This is a genomic window from Bradyrhizobium sp. CCBAU 51765 (genome assembly GCF_015291725.1).
In the GTDB taxonomy this organism is placed as follows: domain Bacteria; phylum Pseudomonadota; class Alphaproteobacteria; order Rhizobiales; family Xanthobacteraceae; genus Bradyrhizobium; species Bradyrhizobium liaoningense.
On the sequence record NZ_CP030038.1, the window covers coordinates 7657521 to 7674971 of the forward strand.

A 17451-nucleotide genomic window follows, 5' to 3' on the forward strand; every position below is an offset into this window, starting at 1 on the left:
ACGACGAGTGATGGAAGTCCTCCAGACTGGAGGTTTTCCATTTCCAGACTAGGGAGGCCCTGCAACCCGTAACAGAATCGTGCAACACTAGGCACGACAGGCGCCGGCCGGGCGACCGCAGGCGGGTTGATCGGCCTTTGCAGAAGTCGCGCCTGGGCTGGTCGGACGAGACGCGCAGACGCACCGGGACGCCTTGCGCAATTTTGCACCAGCCGGTGCAAACCGGCCTCACTCACGCAAACGCTACTCGGATAGGCAGGAGGATGCCGCTAAAAGCATCACCCTGATTCCAAAAGCTATTTTACTCAATGAAAACGTCCGTCAAGGCGAACCTCGCCGCATTCCATCACGACGCCCGGCTGTATTTGACGCTCGGCATCGCCAACTGGTCGGTCTTCGTCGACCACATTCCGAACAACGTCGTCAACCTGCTGACGCTGCGCAACTTCGGCTTCAGCGGTGCGGCGGACCTGTTCGTGTTCGTGGTTGGCTATGGCGTCGCCATCATCCACGGCAGGATGTCGCTTGAGCGCGGCTACCTGGTCGCGGCGACGCGAATCTTTCGCCGCGTCTGGCGGCTCTACGCCGCCTATGTCGTGCTGTTCGTGATCTATATCGACGCCATCGCCTATGTCGCCTCGCAATCGATGGCGCCGGAGATCATCCACGAATACAACATCTCGGGCATTCTCGAGCACCCGCTGCGGATCCTGATTGGCGGCCTCGTGCTCCAGGAGGAGCCGCTGAACCTCGACCTTCTGCAACTGATGATTCCTCTGATGGCCTTCTTTCCGTTCGCGCTGTGGGGTCTGTTGCGACGGCCGAACGTGACGCTTGCGGCATCGGTCGCGCTGTATCTTGCCGCACGCTGGTTCGAGTGGAATTTTCGGGTCTCTCCCGACCAGGAGTGGACCTTCAATCCGTTCTGCTGGCAGATGCTGATGGTGCTGGGCGGCTGGTTCGCCGTCACCGGCGCACCGGGACGGGCGCTGCGCGACCTTCCCTGGCTGCGGCTGCTCGCAGGGAGCTATCTCGTTTTCGCGATGGCGGTCACCCTGTTGCGCCATTCGCCGGAACTGTCCGCCTATCTGCCCGGCCTGCTCCTCGAGAGCATCGCGCCGACCGACAAGGAGAATCTTGCGCCTTATCGCGTGGTTCACTTCCTCGCGCTCGCCTTGCTTGCGACCCATCTGGTTCCAGCCGATCACCCCGGCCTGCGATTGAAGCCGCTTCAGGCGGTCATACGATGCGGCGAGGAATGGCTCGCCGTGTTCTGCGTCGGCGTGTTCCTGTCCTTTGCCGGCCATCTCATCCTGATCACCGGCCCCAATCTGGTGGCGATGCAGATCGTGGTGAGCATCGTCGGCTTCGCCGCGATGACCGCCGTCGCCTACTACGTCGCCTGGTCGAAGCGGCAGGACATGCCGGCCGCCCTGAGGCAGCAGGCCTAAAGCATGATGAGATGAGGCTTGATCGCTGCAACGGCGGAGGCGCACTCCCTCTCCCGCGCGCGGGAGAGGTGAAGGAGCCGCGGCAATCGATTCAATCTAAAGTCGTTCCGCTTTGGTCGTAAAATCGTGCGATTCTGCTAGGCCGAAGGCTACGGCTGCGCTATGCCGAAAGTCTGCGTGAGGAGACCGGGCGTGACGAGGGGGAAAGGCGGGGGTGACGAGGCTGACAGCGCGCCCCGGCGCGGCCGGCCGAGGTCAATCGAGACCAGCAACGCCATTCTCGAGAGCGCCTATGCGCTGATGGCCTCCACCGGCCTTGCCGCCACCACCATCGATGCGGTCGCGCGCCATTCCAGCGTCTCCAAGATGACGATCTACAAATGGTGGCCGTCCCGCGAGGCGCTTTTGATCGACGCCTTTCTCCACCACGCCGCGCAGATGCTGCCGCTGCCGCCGGCGAGTTCCGGCAGCCCCGCGGCGCGCGCGCGCCGCCATGCCGCGGCCTATGCAGAGGCACTCCAGGGCGAGTTCGGCAAGGTCCAACTCGCCGTCATCTCCGAATGCATCTCGAAGACCGGCTCGGCGGAGCTATTCTACGCGCGCTACCTACAATTCCGCCGCGACGCGCTCGTCGAGATGATCGCCGCGGGCCAGCAGGATGGCAGCATTCTGGCTGAAGGGCTACCCGAGGATCTCTACGATGCGATCTATGGCAGCCTGTTCTATCGCTACGTCTTCGGCATCACGCCGGTCACTCCGGCTTACGCGCGCAACCTCGTCGATCTCGTGTTGCGGCCGAAGGGCTAGCTGCGCACGGGCCTGACCGGCGCCGAGATCTTGTCCGTGCGGTCGCGCTCGGTCATGTCGACCACCGTCTCCATCGGGGCGGTCAATTCATAGACGTAGGAGACGTCGGTGAAGAAGCGCTTGGCGGTGCCCCCTAGCGCCTCGGGCGCGACGCGGTCGAGCAGGATCAGGCCGAAATCGGAATCCGGCCGACGCGTCGCCTCGCTGGTGTTGAACTCCTCCCAGCGGAAATGGAAGACCTCGTTGCCCTCCTCTCCCGTCACCGTCCAATTGGCGGTGATGTGCGGATGCTTTCCAACCAGCGACAGGCCCTCGTCGGAATGCGAGGCGAGCTCGAAGAACAGTAGCGACAGACTCTGCGCCGCGCGTGCGCTGACCGCGATATCAGGACCGGTGACGGCGATGCGGTCGGCATGCGGGATGGCGCGCGCCTCGAACAGGCCCTTCAGCTTGACGCCCTGCCACTGGCTCTCGCTGAGCAGCGAAACCACGTTGGACATGGCGTGGATGCGCCCGATCAACAGCTCGCGCGCGTTGTCGATGTCCGAGCCGTGGCGCAAGGTGCGCGTCACGATCGACTGGATCACCGCCAGGATGTTCTTGACGCGGTGGTTGAGCTCGTCGATGACCGCAGTCAGCCGGCGCTCGAACCCGATCCTGACCTGGATCTCCCGGCTGAGCCGCAGATTGTTGTAGGCGACATAGCCGAACAGGCCGCACACCATTGCCGTGATCGCAAAGCCGATTGCCGCGACGATGATGGCGGTCTGCTCGGCGCGACGCGCCGAGTTGGTTTTCGCATAATAGCTGAGCTGCCAGTCACGGCCACCGAAGCTCACCGTGCGCGTCGCCGACGGCGCCGGGCCGTCCACTGCAACCCTGCGCGTCGAGATCACGCCCTGGTCGTTGGCGATCAGCTCGCCGCCTTCCTTGCGCGGATCCCTGAGCGCGACCGCGAACAACGACATGTCGTCGTTGGTCAGCATCAGCGAGGCGAGTTCGTAGGAAAATGTGACAAACCCGGCCGGCTCCGTTGCGCCCTCGGGAATGACGGGCGCAGCCACGATGATGCCGATCGCGCCGTCCCCGCTGATCAACGGCACCGGGTCCGAGGCAACCGACCTCTTCTCGGCGCGCGCACGCGTCAGCATGGCACTGCGAACCGGATCCTGATCGTAGCTGCGGCCGGGCAGCGTCTTGGTCTCGTTGCTGCGTGGCTCGAGGTCCATCAGCACGTCGATCGGCTGCGTGATCTCGGCCGGATTGATCGGCTTGTCGTCATAGGATCGAATCTGCGGATTTGGGAAGCCGGCGCCGGCGATGGCGGCCTGCGCCGCCGCGAGCTCGTCCGGCTTCAGCCGGGCGATCCAGCCGGCCACCACGAAATCGGTCTTGAAGGCGTAGATCGCCGAGCGCAGCGGCTCCAGCATGTTCGGCTTGATCACGGACGGCGTACGGAACAGGCCTGAGGCGACACGCGCGAGCAGCTCCCGCTCGGTGAGGCGGTCCTGAACCAGGCTCGCATGAACGTCGATCGCGCGCGCGAGCGCGATCCGATCCAGCGCCAGTTCCTGGTCATGGACGCGATAGGCTGCAAGCCCGGAGAGCAAGGCCCCGAGCAAAGCGATGAAGCCGATGATGAAACCGAGCCTGACCACGCGATTACTCAGGCGAAAGCAGGAGGTCGGCAATAAACACGGAGCATATGAACGCCGCTCGAACGGCCATCTGCCGAAACAGGGTAGACCCCAGTGGCGGAGATAATGGAGGAGGAGGCATCAGTACGCAACTTGGGTCGCCTGAAAAGCTTAATCCGCCCGGCCGATGGGCTGGCAGGGACGGATCTGCCCCGGGCGCCGGAGGTAGTTAATCGCCGTGTCCGAAATTTGTTCCGCGGTGACGGCGCCGCCCAAACGTTAACGGCGAGGAAATGCCTGCGCCAAGTGGTCGCGTCCCGTCAGCCCGGCCGTTTCAGGCCGCCCTTGGCTTCGATGAAGCCGACGATTCGGTCGAGCCCCTCGCTTTTCTTCAGGTTGGTCATGACGAAGGGACGCTCGCCGCGCATGCGCCTGGCGTCCGTCTCCATCTTCTCCAGGGAGGCGCCCACATGGGGCGCGAGGTCGATCTTGTTGATGACCAGGAGGTCCGACCGGGTGATGCCGGGACCGCCCTTGGACGGGATCTTGTCGCCGGCGGCGACGTCGATGACGTAGATGGTGAGGTCGGCCAGCTCCGGGGAAAAAGTGGCAGCGAGATTGTCACCGCCGGACTCGATCAGCACGAGATCAAGTCCGGGAAACTTGGCGCGCATGTCCGCGACCGCGGCGAGGTTCATCGAGGCATCCTCGCGGATCGCGGTGTGCGGGCAACCTCCGGTCTCGACGCCGGCGATGCGATCCGGCGTCAGCGACCCCGAACGCACGAGGAACTCCGCATCCCATTTGGTGTAGATGTCGTTGGTGATCGCCGCAATGTCATAGCGCTCGCGCATGGTCTTGCAGAGCAGGTCCATCAGCGCAGTCTTGCCGGACCCGACCGGGCCGCCGACACCGACGCGCAAGGGGCCGTGAGATTTCGACATGCGATTTGCTCTCTCTCGATTGGTTGAAGCCGCGCCGGTCACGAGCGAAACAGCCGCGTGTACTGCGTCTCGTGCCGCAGGCTGGCGAGATCGGCCCGGAACGTCGCGCTGCCGAGATCGTCCAATGCCGCGTTCAGCGCACGATTGGCGGTCGCGGCGACGGCGGCTTCCAGCCTGACCAGCACGCGCTGGCTATCGGTCTGACCGAGCGGAATGAGCCGGCTGGCCGCCGAGATCCAGTTCGAGACCAGCGCATGCAGAAAGGCGTGCAATGTCGGCGCCAGCGGCACGGCGTGCATCGCGGCGACGACACCGACGGCGACCGGATAGACCGGTGGCGTGCTGCATGCCGCAATCACGGCATCCAGTCCGTCGGCGTTCCACGCGGCGCGAGCGATGTCGATGAAGGCGCGGCCCTGCGAGGCCGTCTCCAGCTGCCGCTCGCGCGACGGCACGAAGGCGGCGGCGAGCTCGGCGATCTCGTTCAAAGCGGTGGTCTCGCCCGCTTCCGCGGCGCGATAGGCGTGGACCAGAAACGTCGCGTCACAAAAGCCGGAGCCGTCGCCGAGCATCGCATCGAGCCAATCCGCCAGCGTCGCCGTGTCGGTGATGTCGCCCGCCTCGACGGCCCATTCGAGGCCGCTGGAATAGGAGAAGCCGCCGACCGGGAACGCTGGCGACAGCCAGGTCATCAGCCGGTACAGCGCCGCCGCCTCGCCTTCGGCAAGGGCGCCGGCGCCGACCGGCTCATTTGTGGTCATGAGCATGCTTGTGGCCGTGGTGATGGTCGGGGTGGTCGCAGTGCTCATCGTGGTGATGGTGGTGGCCGTGGCCATGATCATGCGCGCCATGATCATGATCGTGGTGACCGTGATCATGGTGATGATGGCCGTGGTCGTGATGCGCATGGTCATCGTGCCCATGCGCATGGCCGGCATCGGCATAGGCCCCGCCTTCGGGATCGAACGGCGCCTCGATCTCGATCACCCGCGCGCCGAGGCCCTTCACCATGGCCTCGATGACGTGGTCGCGGCGGATGCGTAGGGCCTTGGCCATGATCTGCGTCGGCAGATGGCGATTGCCGAGATGCCAGCCGACCCGGATGAGGTGGTGCGGATCGCGGCCGCGGATCTCCAGCAGCGGCTCGGGCGCCGCGACCACTTCGATCAGCCGGCCGTCCTCCAGCACCAGCGCGTCGCCGCCGCGCAAAGCGACGGCATGCTCCAGGTCGAGCAGGAATTCGAGCCCCCGCGTGCCGGTCATCGCCATGCGGCGGCGGTGCCGATCGTCGAAATCGAGCACGACCGTATCGGCTGGCGCTTCCGTGAAGCGGTGCTGTCCCCTGACCTGCGTCGCCCGGATCATCCGTTTACCCCGCTACCGCGTTTCGACCTTCTCGGGCGTGATCACTTCGATCTTCGGCGGCGCCGTGAAGCACTTCACCGCGACGCGGCCGAACGTCTTCATGTGCTCCATGCCCCGATGCGGCCCCAGCGCCTCGGCATTCTCCCACTGCTCGACGAACACCATCTTGCTGGGATCGGTGACGCTCTCGTGCAGATCATAGGCGATATTGCCGGGCTCCTTCCGGGTCTCCTTGATGCAGGCGGTGGCCGCTGCAATGAATTCGGCGCGCGTTTCGGGCTTGATGGTCAAGGTGGCAACGACGTAGATCACGAGAAATCCTCCCGGCTTTTCTTCTGGTTTCAGATACCGGGCGGGACATTAGACCAGGCGGGATCGAACGCAAAACCGAAAAGCCACCCGAACATGCCCCAGAGGCATGCAAACGCGCTATTTCAGTACATGAAATATCGCTGCGCCATCGGCAACACCTCGGCAGGGGCACAAGTGAGCAACTCGCCGTCGGCGCGCACCTCGTAGGTCTCCGGATCGACCTCGATGTTGGGCGTGGCGTCGTTGTGGATCATGCTCTTCTTGGAGATCCTGCCGCGGGTGTTCTGGACCGCATAGAGCTTCTTCTCGATGCCAAGCTTTCGCGCGAGGCCGCCGGTGACCGCCGCCTTCGAGGTAAACACCACGGACGACGCGGTGCGCGCCTTGCCGAAAGCGCCGAACATCGGCTGGTAGTGCACCGGCTGCGGCGTCGGGATCGAGGCGTTGGGATCGCCCATGGGCGCGGCGACGATCGAGCCGCCCTTGACGATGCAATCCGGCTTGACGCCGAAAAAGGCCGGCGACCACAGCACGAGATCGGCGAGCTTGCCCTTCTCGACCGAGCCGATCAGCTTCGACACGCCGTGCGCGATCGCCGGATTGATCGTGTATTTGGCGATGTAGCGCTTGACGCGGAAATTGTCGTTGTCCTTGCCCTTGTCCTGCGGCAGCGACCCGCGCTGCTTCTTCATCTTGTCGGCGGTCTGCCAGGTGCGGATGATGACCTCGCCGAGGCGGCCCATGGCCTGCGAGTCCGACGACATCATCGAGAGCGCACCGAGGTCGTGCAGGATGTCTTCGGCCGCAATCGTCTCCTTGCGGATGCGGCTTTCGGCGAACGCCAGATCTTCCGCGATCGAGGGATCGAGGTGGTGGCACACCATCAGCATGTCCAGATGCTCGTCGATGGTGTTGCGGGTGAAGGGCCGCGTCGGGTTGGTCGAGGACGGCAGCACGTTCTTCAGGCCGGCGATCTTGATGATGTCAGGGGCGTGACCGCCGCCGGCGCCTTCGGTGTGGAAGGCATGAATGGTGCGGCCCTTGAAGGCCTTGACCGTGTCCTCGACGAAGCCGGATTCATTCAGCGTGTCGGTGTGGATCATGACCTGGATATCGTGATCGTCGGCAACCGACAGGCAATTGTCGATCGCCGCCGGCGTGGTGCCCCAGTCCTCGTGCAGCTTCAGCGCGCAGGCGCCGGCCTTGATCATCTCGACCAGCGCGGCAGGGCGCGAGGCGTTGCCCTTGCCGGAAATGCCGAGATTGACCGGGAAGGCGTCGAACGACTGGATCATCCGGCCCATGTGCCACGGCCCCGGTGTGCAGGTGGTGGCGAATGTACCGTGCGACGGGCCAGTGCCGCCCCCCAGCATCGAGGTGACGCCCGACATCAGCGCGTGCTCGATCTGCTGCGGACAGATGAAATGGATGTGGCTGTCGAAGCCGCCGGCGGTGAGGATCTTGCCCTCACCCGCGATCACGTCGGTGCCGGGACCGATGATGATGGTGACGCCCGGCTGGATGTCGGGATTGCCGGCCTTGCCGATGCCAGCGATCATGCCGTCCTTGATGGCGACGTCGGCCTTCACGATGCCCCAGTGATCGACGATCAGCGCGTTGGTGATGACCGTGTCGGCCGCGCCCTGCCTGTTGGTGACCTGCGACTGCCCCATGCCGTCGCGGATCACCTTGCCGCCGCCGAACTTCACCTCCTCGCCGTAGTTGGTGAAATCCTTCTCGACCTCGATGATGAGGTCGGTATCGGCCAGCCGCACCCTGTCGCCGGTCGTCGGGCCGAACATGTCGGCATAGACAGAACGTTTGATTTTGACGGACATCACAAGCCCCGTTTGCGATTGAATCTCTGGTTGGTCACAGCAAGGCCTTTGCTGCTTTCACGGCGTCATCGAATTTTTCGTCGAGCCACGCATTGTCGCCGCGGCACCCCGCCACGACCTGCGTGGCCCAGCCGATATAGTCGGCGAGTTCCTCGCGCTCCCCAGCACTGGGATCGGTTTGAATGCGCGCGCCCGTATTGCTGATCTTGTCGGCGATCTTGATCAGTTTGGCCCCGGCGGATTTCTTCGGCGCGTCCAGCACCTGAAGCCGCCGCCGCTCGGCCTTCGGCAGACTCATGTCATCGGTGCACTCGACGACGAGCGAGGCGACACGCTCGGAAAATCTCCGCGCGAGCTCCTCGCGTGTGGTGTCGGTGTCTTCGATGGTGTCGTGCAGCCAGCCGGCCGCAACCAGCTCGGCGTCGGCGCCGTCGGTCGCGGTGGCGAGCAGGTTCGCGACCTCGGCGAGATGATTGATATAGGGCTCATTGCCGCGGCCCTTGCGCGCCATGCCGTTGTGGCGGTGCGCGGCCAGTTCAGCAGCTTCGGAGACGAGGCGGAGCGGGGGAATCACGACAGCACTCCTAGTCAGTGTAGCGCCGGCAGCAGGCCGCGGGCCTTGAACACTTCGTCGAGCTTTACACGCGCGAGCCGATAGCCGGCGCTGCGGCGTTGCTCAATGCCCGCGGCGGAAAAATCGCGAAAAGCTCCGGAGTCCTTTGCTTTCTCTGACACGCCGGCCGCCCTGACGAGATCGGAATCGGCGAGATCGATGTTGGTGATAGCGCCGAGGGTCTTGAAGCGTTGCGCCCGTGCCACCTGCCTGTCGAGGTCCGGCGTCCGCGCCGCTTGGGGAACGGCTGCGTTCAAGGCCTCGATGGTCTGCAGGAGCTCGTTGATAACAGCGGCATTGGCACCATCCTGGCGAAGCCGATTGCCATAGCGCAACTCGCTCAGGCGGTCGTTCACCTCGATCATGTTCTTCGGCGCGGTCCGCTTGCTTCGAAACAAGTTCATCACCACGAGAATGCGATCGACATTGGCGCCCGGCGAAAACGCCTCGATGGCATCGCCGAGCGGCGTATTGTCGACGATACCACCGTCCCAGAACTTCCTGTCACCAATCGGGGTCGCCGGAAATCCGGGAGGAAGGCTGCCGCTGGCGAGGACGTGTTGAGGCTTGATCTCGACCCGCTGCTCGCCCTCGCGCGGATGGTTGCGGAAGCGGGTTAATTCGCCGGAGAACAGATCGACCGCGGTCACAACGAAGGCGGTCGGGCTGGCATTCAGCGCCGCGAAATCCACATAGTTCTGGAGCGTCTGGAGCATGGGCGAGGTGTCGTAGAAATTGGTCCAGCTGAGGACGTCCCAATAATCGTAGCGCGGCTTGTAGAAGCCATGCACGCCGAACAGCGCGAGGTCATGGTCGGCGATGCCCCACCAATGGTTCCCCAGCGAAAGCTCAGACCAAAGGCCCTGCAAACGCAGCTTGGCGTCAGCCCGGTCAGCGGCGCCCACAACGCAGGCCGCGTTGATCGCGCCGATTGACACGCCCGTAACCGCAGCCAAACTGACCGTCCGGTCCGCACGATTGATCACGTCCATCAATTCCAGCAGCGCCTCGATCGCACCGAACTCATAGGCGCCGAGCGCGCCGCCCCCCTGGAGCACGAGTCCAATCTCGACCTTGTCCTTGGCGAGCGTATCCATGGCGGACCTTCCTGTCGTTTCCCTGCCCTATAGCTTCCCCATCACGTCGCCGCGGAAACCGTAGATCGTCCTCTTCCCCGCCATGGCGACGAGCTGGACGTCGCGGGTCTGGCCGGGCTCGAAGCGGACGGCGGTGCCGGCGGCGATGTCGAGACGCATGCCGCGCGCCTTCTTGCGGTCGAACTTCAGCGCCGGGTTCGTCTCGAAGAAGTGGTAGTGCGAGCCGACCTGGATCGGACGATCGCCGGTGTTGGCCACGGTCAACGTCACGGTCTTGCGGCCGGCATTGAGCTCGATCTCGCCGTCCTGAATGAAGAGTTCGCCCGGAATCATGTGCTACCTCGTCTTGCTCTGCTGCGTCATGGCCGGGCTTGTCCCGGCCATGACGATGTTGATGCAGTGTCGCGCTTCAACGGATCGGCTCGTGCACGGTGACGAGCTTCGTTCCGTCAGGGAAGGTCGCCTCGACCTGGATATCGTGGATCATCTCGGGAATCCCCGGCATCACCTGGTCGCGGGTGAGGACCTGCGCGCCGGATTGCATCAGCTCGGCAACGGTCCGACCGTCACGCGCGCCCTCGAGGATGAAATCGGAGATGATCGCGATCGCCTCGGGATGGTTGAGCTTGACGCCGCGGTCCAGCCTGCGGCGCGCCACGATCGCCGCCATCGAGATCAGAAGCTTGTCCTTTTCGCGGGGAGACAGGTTCATGCGACATCTCTTCCGTTCAACACGTCAATTCAGCCACTCAATTCAACCATAGCCGCGGCAGCGCGGCGCCGGTGCGCGCCAGCACGGCCATCATGTCGGCGCGCAAACGCGCCGCATCTTGGGCACAGAACCGCGCCATTGCAAAGCCATTCCAGGCGGATATCCCGACCTCGCCGGAGAACGACTCCGATGCCTCGCGGATGCGCTCGACCAGTGCCTCATCGCCGGGCACGATCAGGGCCGTGCCGATCGCCGCGCCACCCTTGGCGACCGCTGATCGCGCGAGCTTTGCGCCGATATCGCCGCCGAGCCTGACCGTCTCGGCAAAGACCAGCCTGCCGCCGCGGCGCATTCGCCAGCGGTCGATGAACTCGCCCTGCCCTATCCGCTCGCCCATGGCGGTACGGCCGAACACGACGATCTCGCAAAGCAGGAGCGAGGCGTTCTCGTCGAGCGCGATGTCGAAGCGGCGCTGAACCCGGGCGCGATCGAACAGGATCGTCTCCTGAGGCAGCCAGGCAAGGCGCGCACCCGCGCCGGCCTTCAGGGCGATGTTGAGCTGCGCTGCCGAGCCCGGCGCGCGATAGACCTTTTCAGCCGCCGCCGTCGTCAGTGTCAGCCGCGAGCTATCCGCCGCCGATATCTCGATGTCGAAGCGATCACCGCCGGCAACGCCGCCGGCGGTGTTGACGAACACGCCGGAGAGGCCCTCGTCTTCGGGCGAGGGAAAGCGCACGCGGAGCGAACCGGATTCATGCAAGGTCCCGCGCCGCGTCACGCCGTCACGCGCGTGCACATCGAACCTGACTGCGCCACGGGCGCGGTTGGCCTCGAATACCGAATTCGTCGCTAAAGCGTCGCTGCGCATCCGTTTCCCCAGCCGGCCGCGGCAGGATTTATTGGCTTACTGGCCCCTGGCCTACAGCGCCATCTGGCGGCTGATCTCGCCGGGATCCAGGTTGGCGCGATCACAGGTGAACTTCACCGCGCCGCGATCCATCACCGCGAAACTGTCGCCGAGTTCGCAGGCAAAGTCGAGATATTGTTCGACCAGCACGATGGCGATGTTGCCGAGGTTGCGCAGGTAGGAGATGGCGCGGCCGATGTCCTTGATGATCGAGGGCTGGATGCCCTCCGTCGGCTCATCCAGCAGAAGCAGCTTCGGCCGCATCACCAGTGCGCGGCCGATGGCGAGCTGCTGCTGCTGGCCGCCGGAGAGGTCGCCGCCGCGCCGGCCGAGCATGGATTGCAGCACCGGAAACAGCGAGAAGACGTCGTCCGGAATATGCCTGTCCTCGCGCTTGAGCGGCCCGAAGCCGGTCTTGAGGTTCTCCTCGACCGTCAGCAGCGGAAAGATCTCGCGGCCCTGCGGCACGAAACCGATGCCCTTGCGCGCCCGCTCATAGGGCTTCAGGCCCGTGATGTCGCTGCCATCGAACACGATTGCCCCCGAGGAGATCGGATACTGCCCGACCATGGCGCGCAAGAGAGACGTCTTGCCGACGCCGTTGCGCCCGAGCACGCAAGTCACCTTGCCTGGCTCGGCCGAGATCGAGACGCCGCGCAGCGCCTGCGCCGCGCCGTAGAACAGGTTGATGTCCTTGACCTCAAGCATGCTCAGCGTCCCAGATAGACTTCGATGACCCGCTCATTGGAAGAGACCTGGTCGATGGTCCCTTCCGCGAGCACGGTGCCTTCGTGCAGGCACGTGACCTTGACCCCGAGCTCGCGCACGAAGGTCATGTCGTGCTCGACCACCATGACCGTGTGAGTCCTGTTGATCTCCTTCAGCAGCTCGGCCGTGAGATGCGTCTCGACGTCGGTCATGCCGGCGACAGGCTCGTCGACGAGGAGCAGCTTCGGATCCTGCGCGAGCAGCATGCCGATCTCGAGCCATTGCTTCTGACCGTGGCTGAGGCTGCCGGCAAGGCGGTTGCGGGCTTCGGTGAGGCGGATCGTCTCCAGCACCTTGTCGATGCGCTCGGCTTCCGCCTTGCTGCCGCGCCAGAACAGCGTGGCCTTGACGCTGTGGTCGACATTGAGCGCAAGCAGCAGGTTGTCCTGCACGCTCTGGCTCTCGAACACGGTCGGCTTCTGGAATTTCCGGCCGATGCCGAGCTCGGCGATGCGGGTCTCGTCGAGCCGGGTCAGGTCGGTGACGCCGTCGAACAGCACGGTGCCCTCGTCGGGCTTGGTCTTGCCGGTGATGATGTCCATCATCGTGGTCTTGCCGGCGCCGTTCGGGCCGATGATGGCGCGCATCTCGCCGGGCTCGAGCGTCAGCGACAGATTGTTGATGGCGTGGAAGCCGTCGAACGAGACGTGCACCCCGTCCAGATAGAGCATCGCGGAAGTCGCGCGGGTATCCATGACGTTCATTGCACCTACTCCGCCATCTTGGGTTCGGTGACACCGTCCTCGGCCGCCGCGCTCACGGAGGTCGCGGCGGTGCGCTTTTCCTTCGACGAGTCCCACCAGGCGTTGAAGGTGCCGACGATGCCCTTCGGCAGCAGCAGCGTCACCAGGATGAACAGCGCGCCCAGCATGAACAGCCAGTACGGCGCCAGCACGCCGGAGGTAAAGAACGTTTTTGCATAGTTGACGACGACGGCGCCGAGCGCGGCACCGACCAGCGTGCCGCGCCCGCCGACCGCGACCCAGATCACCGCCTCGATCGAGTTACCCGGAGCGAACTCGCTCGGATTGATGATGCCGACCTGCGGCACGTAGAGCGCGCCGGCGACGCCGGCCATGCAGGCCGAAACCGTGAACACGAACAGCTTGTAGGACTCGACGCGGTAGCCCAGGAAGCGCGTCCGCGATTCCGCGTCTCGCACCGCGATCAGCACCTTGCCGAGCTTGGACGAGACGATGGCGCGGCAGATCAGGAAGCCCACAATCAGCGCCAGGCAGCTCAGCGCGAACAGCGCGGCGCGGGTGCCCTCCGCCTGCACGTTGAAGCCCAGAATGTCCTTGAAATCGGTGAGCCCGTTGTTGCCGCCGAAGCCAAAATCGTTGCGGAAGAAGGCAAGCAGCAGCGCATAGGTCATCGCCTGTGTGATGATCGACAGATACACGCCGGTGACGCGGGAGCGGAACGCGAGCCAGCCGAAGCAGAAGGCGAGCAGACCGGGCACGACCAGCACCATCAGCGCGGCGAACCAGAACATGTCGAAGCCGTACCAGTACCACGGCAGCTTCTCCCAGTTCAGGAACACCATGAAATCGGGCAGGACCGGATTGCCGTAAACGCCGCGGGTGCCGATCTGCCGCATCAGGTACATGCCCATGGCGTAGCCACCGAGCGCGAAGAAGGCGCCGTGACCGAGCGAGAGGATGCCGCAATAGCCCCAGATCAGGTCGATCGAGAGCGCCAGGATGGCGTAGCAGACATATTTGCCCCAGAGCGCGACGAGATAGGTCGGCACTTGCAGGAACGAGCCCGCGGGCAGCAGCAGGTTGGAGAGCGGGATGAGGATGCCGCAGGCCGCGACGACGGCGAGGAAGATCGTCGCGCTGCGGTCCAGCGATCGCGTCAGCATGTGAGGGGTCATGCTTCCACCGCGCGGCCCTTGAGCGCGAACAGGCCGCGCGGCCGCTTTTGAATGAACAGGATGATGAGGACCAGGATCGCGATCTTGCCGAGGACGGCGCCGGCGACCGGCTCCAGGAACTTGTTGGCGATGCCGAGCGTGAAGGCGCCGACCAGCGTGCCCCAGAGATTGCCGACGCCACCGAACACCACGACCATGAAGCTGTCGATGATGTAGCTCTGGCCAAGATTGGGGCTGACATTGTCGATCTGCGACAGCGCCACGCCGGCGATGCCGGCAATGCCCGAACCGAGACCGAAGGTCAGTGCATCGACGCGCGAGGTGGCAATGCCCATCGAGGCCGCCATGCGGCGGTTCTGCGTCACCGCGCGCATCTCGAGGCCGAGCGCCGTGTAGCGCAGCATCGCGAGCAGGATCATGAACACGGCAAGCGTGAAGACGAGGATCCAAAGCCGGTTATAGGTGATGGTGATCTGGCCAAGCTCGAACGCGCCGCTCATCCAGGAGGGGTTGCCGACCTCTCGGTTGGTCGGGCCGAACATGGTTCGCACCGCCTGCTGCAGCACCAGCGACAGGCCCCAGGTGGCCAGCAGCGTCTCCAGCGGCCGGCCGTAGAGGAAGCGGATGATGCTGCGCTCGATCAAGACCCCGATCGCGCCGGCGACGAGGAAGGCGAGCGGCACCGCGATCAGCAGTGAATAGTCGAACAGGCCGGGATAGCGGGTGCGGATCACCTCCTGCACCACGAAGGTTGTGTAGGCCCCGATCATCACCATCTCGCCATGCGCCATGTTGATGACGCCCATCACCCCGAAGGTGATGGCGAGTCCGATCGCCGCGAGCAGCAGCACCGAGCCGAGCGAGAGGCCGTACCAGGCGTTCTGCACCATGGACCAGACCGCCAGCGAGCTCTGGATCGAGCCGATCGCACTCGCGGCGGCCTTGGTTACCGACGCCGGCTGGTCGCCCATGCCGGTCAGCAGCGCCAGCGCGTCCTGGTCGCCGCGCGCCTTGAGGGTGGCGACGGCCTCGAGCTTCTCGACCTCGGTGGCGTCGGTCTTGAACAGCAGGATCGCGGCGCGAGCCTCGCCGAGCGCGGTCTTGACGGATCTGTTGGTTTCCTTGGCAAGCGCCGCATCGACCGCCTCGAGCGCGGTCTCCTCATGCGACTTGAAGACGGACTGCGCGGCCTGCAGCCGCGTTCCGACGTCCGGCGACTGAAGCGTCAGGCCGCCGAGCGCGGCGTCGACGCTGCGGCGCAGGCGGTTGTTCAGGCGGACCGCGCTCGCATTGTCCGGAACGCTGGCGACGGCCGCGCCAGTCGCAGCGTCGATCGATTTGCCGTCAGCACCTGTGACGTAGACCTTCTTGCTGTCGGGATCGGCCATGAGACGGCCGTCCTGGAGCGCGCTGATGATGGGGAAAGCCAACGGGTTGCCGCTGCCCGCGACCACGCCGATCGCCTCTTCCGTGTCGGAAAAGTCATCGTTGGCGAATTTGGCGACCGCATCCTCGAACGGACCGGCGAAAGCCGGCAGCGCGAACGCGATCAGAAACAACGAGAGTGCAAGCGAACAGAGACGGGCGGACAAATGGGCTGGCACTGTGAATGACCCCGGCAGAAATGAGTGGAGAAGGCGGCGGGATCGCCGCCCTCCCCGATCTTGCAATGGACGTCAGATGCGGATCAGGAGCCCGAACCGAGACACTTGTTGGTCTTGGTGTTGAAGTTGCCGCACTTCTTGCCGACCCAGTCGCCGATCAGGTCCTTGGAGCCTTCCAGCTCCTTCGACCAGGCATCGCCCGCGACGAGGCCCGGCGTTTTCCAGACCACGTCGAACTGGCCGTTCGCCTTGATCTCGCCGATGAACACCGGCTTGGTGATGTGATGGTTCGGCAGCATCTTCGACACGCCGCCGGTCAGGTTCGGCGCCTCGATGCCGGGAAGCGCGTCGATCACCTTGTCCGGATCGGTCGACTTCACCTTCTCGACCGCCTTCACCCACATGTTGAAGCCGATCACGTGCGCTTCCATCGGGTCGTTGGTCACGCGCTTGGGGTTCTTGGTGTAGGCCTGCCAGTCCTTGATGAACTTCTCGTTCGACCCGTCCTTGGTCTTGATCGATTCGAAGTAGTTCCAGGCGGCGAGATGACCGACCAGCGGCTTGGTGTCGATGCCGGCGAGCTCTTCCTCACCCACGGAGAACGCAACGACCGGGATGTCCTTTGCCTTGATACCCTGATTGCCGAGCTCCTTGTAGAAGGGAACGTTGGCGTCGCCATTGATGGTCGAGACCACCGCGGTTTTCTTTCCGGCCGAGCCGAACTTCTTGATGTCGGCCACGATCGTCTGCCAGTCGGAGTGACCGAACGGCGTGTAGTTGATCATGATGTCTTCCTGGGCGACGCCCTTCGACTTCAGATAGGCTTCCAGGATCTTGTTGGTCGTGCGCGGATAGACGTAGTCGGTGCCCGCGAGCACCCAGCGCTTCACCTTCTCTTCCTTCATCAGATAGTCGACGGCCGGGATCGCCTGCTGGTTCGGCGCCGCACCCGTGTAGAACACGTTGCGCTCGCTCTCCTCACCCTCGTACTGCACGGGGTAGAACAGGATGTTGTTCAGCTCCTTGAAGACCGGCAGCACCGACTTGCGCGACACCGAGGTCCAGCAGCCGAACACGACCGAGACCTTGTCCTTGGTGATCAGCTCGCGCGCCTTTTCGGCGAACAGCGGCCAGTTCGAAGCGGGGTCGACGACGACGGCTTCCAGCTTCTTGCCGAGCACGCCGCCCTTCTTGTTCTGCTCATCGATCAGGAAGAGGATGGTGTCCTTCAGCGTGGTTTCGCTGATCGCCATGGTGCCGGACAGGGAGTGGAGCACGCCGACCTTGATGGTGTCGTCCGCGGCCTTCGCGCCAGTCAATGAAGCCAGACCGAGCACCAGTCCGGCGGTCGCGGCGAGCACGCCGCGGCGGCTAAATGAAGCCGCTATATCGTGAGTGGATTTGCTAAACATGAGTGTCTCATCTCCCTGACGCAGACGTGAAAATGCTACGAAACGGCCCCACGGCCGCCTGCGATTAACGGAATCGCAAGAACCATGCCATGGGCTGAGCACCCA

At 64.3% G+C, this 17451-nt stretch carries 18 protein-coding genes; 2 read left to right on the forward strand and 16 right to left on the reverse strand.

The features are described from left to right. Positions 1-308: 308 nt before the first annotated feature. Both XH96_RS35470 and XH96_RS35475 read left to right on the forward strand, forming a co-directional pair. Entirely contained in the window at positions 309-1451 is a 1143-nt protein-coding gene (locus tag XH96_RS35470; protein WP_194389948.1) for an OpgC domain-containing protein, read from the forward strand. Positions 1452-1613: 162 nt separating this feature from the next. After that, positions 1614-2258 (forward strand): TetR/AcrR family transcriptional regulator, encoded by a 645-nt coding sequence (locus tag XH96_RS35475; RefSeq protein WP_194389949.1) that lies wholly within the window; start codon positions 1614-1616, stop codon positions 2256-2258. Here the strand turns inward: XH96_RS35475 and XH96_RS35480 are convergent. The 16 genes from XH96_RS35480 to urtA form a co-directional block, all read right to left on the reverse strand. Next, positions 2255-3916: an HWE histidine kinase domain-containing protein gene (locus XH96_RS35480; protein ID WP_194389950.1), complete on the reverse strand. Its 1662-nt coding sequence runs from the start codon at positions 3914-3916 to the stop codon at positions 2255-2257. The two genes, XH96_RS35475 and XH96_RS35480, sit on opposite strands and share 4 nt — an antisense overlap. 299 nt (positions 3917-4215) lie before the next feature. After that, positions 4216-4839: an urease accessory protein UreG gene (gene ureG, locus XH96_RS35485; RefSeq protein ID WP_061880967.1), complete on the reverse strand. Its 624-nt coding sequence runs from the start codon at positions 4837-4839 to the stop codon at positions 4216-4218. 38 nt (positions 4840-4877) lie between these two features. Continuing rightward, the gene (locus tag XH96_RS35490) at positions 4878-5606 is read right to left on the reverse strand and encodes an urease accessory protein UreF (RefSeq protein ID WP_194394385.1); all 729 of its coding nucleotides are present in this window, start codon (positions 5604-5606) and stop codon (positions 4878-4880) included. Then, entirely contained in the window at positions 5587-6204 is a 618-nt protein-coding gene (locus tag XH96_RS35495) for an urease accessory protein UreE (RefSeq protein WP_194389951.1), read from the reverse strand. The genes XH96_RS35490 and XH96_RS35495 overlap by 20 nt, the downstream gene beginning before the upstream one ends. A 12-nt stretch (positions 6205-6216) precedes the next feature. Then, positions 6217-6516, reverse strand: a complete 300-nt coding sequence (locus XH96_RS35500) for a putative quinol monooxygenase (RefSeq protein WP_194389952.1) — start codon at positions 6514-6516, stop codon at positions 6217-6219. 122 nt (positions 6517-6638) lie between these two features. After that, positions 6639-8354: an urease subunit alpha gene (ureC, locus tag XH96_RS35505; RefSeq protein WP_194389953.1), complete on the reverse strand. Its 1716-nt coding sequence runs from the start codon at positions 8352-8354 to the stop codon at positions 6639-6641. Positions 8355-8388: 34 nt separating this feature from the next. Beyond that, positions 8389-8928 (reverse strand): HD domain-containing protein, encoded by a 540-nt coding sequence (locus tag XH96_RS35510; RefSeq protein WP_194389954.1) that lies wholly within the window; start codon positions 8926-8928, stop codon positions 8389-8391. A gap of 14 nt (positions 8929-8942) precedes the next feature. Continuing rightward, a complete protein-coding gene (locus tag XH96_RS35515) occupies positions 8943-10064 on the reverse strand; it encodes a patatin-like phospholipase family protein (RefSeq protein ID WP_194389955.1) in 1122 nt (373 codons plus the stop codon). 27 nt (positions 10065-10091) lie between these two features. Further along, positions 10092-10397: an urease subunit beta gene (locus tag XH96_RS35520; RefSeq protein WP_194389956.1), complete on the reverse strand. Its 306-nt coding sequence runs from the start codon at positions 10395-10397 to the stop codon at positions 10092-10094. 76 nt (positions 10398-10473) lie between these two features. Continuing rightward, entirely contained in the window at positions 10474-10776 is a 303-nt protein-coding gene (locus tag XH96_RS35525) for an urease subunit gamma (RefSeq protein ID WP_007605424.1), read from the reverse strand. A 37-nt stretch (positions 10777-10813) separates the two neighbouring features. Further along, on the reverse strand, positions 10814-11644 hold the full coding sequence (locus XH96_RS35530; RefSeq protein WP_194389957.1) for an urease accessory protein UreD: 831 nt from the start codon (positions 11642-11644) through the stop codon (positions 10814-10816). A gap of 51 nt (positions 11645-11695) precedes the next feature. Next, entirely contained in the window at positions 11696-12391 is a 696-nt protein-coding gene (gene urtE, locus XH96_RS35535; protein WP_028177269.1) for an urea ABC transporter ATP-binding subunit UrtE, read from the reverse strand. A gap of 2 nt (positions 12392-12393) precedes the next feature. Continuing rightward, entirely contained in the window at positions 12394-13155 is a 762-nt protein-coding gene (gene urtD / locus XH96_RS35540; protein ID WP_194389958.1) for an urea ABC transporter ATP-binding protein UrtD, read from the reverse strand. A gap of 5 nt (positions 13156-13160) precedes the next feature. Next, the gene (urtC, locus tag XH96_RS35545; RefSeq protein ID WP_028177271.1) at positions 13161-14330 is read right to left on the reverse strand and encodes an urea ABC transporter permease subunit UrtC; all 1170 of its coding nucleotides are present in this window, start codon (positions 14328-14330) and stop codon (positions 13161-13163) included. Beyond that, entirely contained in the window at positions 14327-15934 is a 1608-nt protein-coding gene (gene urtB / locus XH96_RS35550) for an urea ABC transporter permease subunit UrtB (RefSeq protein WP_194389959.1), read from the reverse strand. The genes urtC and urtB overlap by 4 nt, the downstream gene beginning before the upstream one ends. Positions 15935-16017: 83 nt before the next feature. Further along, a complete protein-coding gene (urtA, locus tag XH96_RS35555) occupies positions 16018-17346 on the reverse strand; it encodes an urea ABC transporter substrate-binding protein (RefSeq protein WP_028177273.1) in 1329 nt (442 codons plus the stop codon). Positions 17347-17451: the final 105 nt, after the last annotated feature.

Bases quoted from the DNA above. Each gene is read 5' to 3' on its own strand.
- XH96_RS35470 (WP_194389948.1), top strand. From the start codon at position 309: ATGAAAACGTCCGTCAAGGCGAACCTCGCCGCATTCCATCACGACGCC.
- XH96_RS35475 (WP_194389949.1), top strand. From the start codon at position 1,614: ATGCCGAAAGTCTGCGTGAGGAGACCGGGCGTGACGAGGGGGAAAGGC.
- ureG (WP_061880967.1), bottom strand. From the start codon at position 4,839: ATGTCGAAATCTCACGGCCCCTTGCGCGTCGGTGTCGGCGGCCCGGTC.
- XH96_RS35490 (WP_194394385.1), bottom strand. From the start codon at position 5,606: ATGCTCATGACCACAAATGAGCCGGTCGGCGCCGGCGCCCTTGCCGAA.
- XH96_RS35495 (WP_194389951.1), bottom strand. From the start codon at position 6,204: ATGATCCGGGCGACGCAGGTCAGGGGACAGCACCGCTTCACGGAAGCG.
- ureC (WP_194389953.1), bottom strand. From the start codon at position 8,354: ATGTCCGTCAAAATCAAACGTTCTGTCTATGCCGACATGTTCGGCCCG.
- XH96_RS35515 (WP_194389955.1), bottom strand. From the start codon at position 10,064: ATGGATACGCTCGCCAAGGACAAGGTCGAGATTGGACTCGTGCTCCAG.
- XH96_RS35520 (WP_194389956.1), bottom strand. From the start codon at position 10,397: ATGATTCCGGGCGAACTCTTCATTCAGGACGGCGAGATCGAGCTCAAT.
- XH96_RS35525 (WP_007605424.1), bottom strand. From the start codon at position 10,776: ATGAACCTGTCTCCCCGCGAAAAGGACAAGCTTCTGATCTCGATGGCG.
- XH96_RS35530 (WP_194389957.1), bottom strand. From the start codon at position 11,644: ATGCGCAGCGACGCTTTAGCGACGAATTCGGTATTCGAGGCCAACCGC.
- urtE (WP_028177269.1), bottom strand. From the start codon at position 12,391: ATGCTTGAGGTCAAGGACATCAACCTGTTCTACGGCGCGGCGCAGGCG.
- urtD (WP_194389958.1), bottom strand. From the start codon at position 13,155: ATGAACGTCATGGATACCCGCGCGACTTCCGCGATGCTCTATCTGGAC.
- urtC (WP_028177271.1), bottom strand. From the start codon at position 14,330: ATGACCCCTCACATGCTGACGCGATCGCTGGACCGCAGCGCGACGATC.
- urtA (WP_028177273.1), bottom strand. From the start codon at position 17,346: ATGTTTAGCAAATCCACTCACGATATAGCGGCTTCATTTAGCCGCCGC.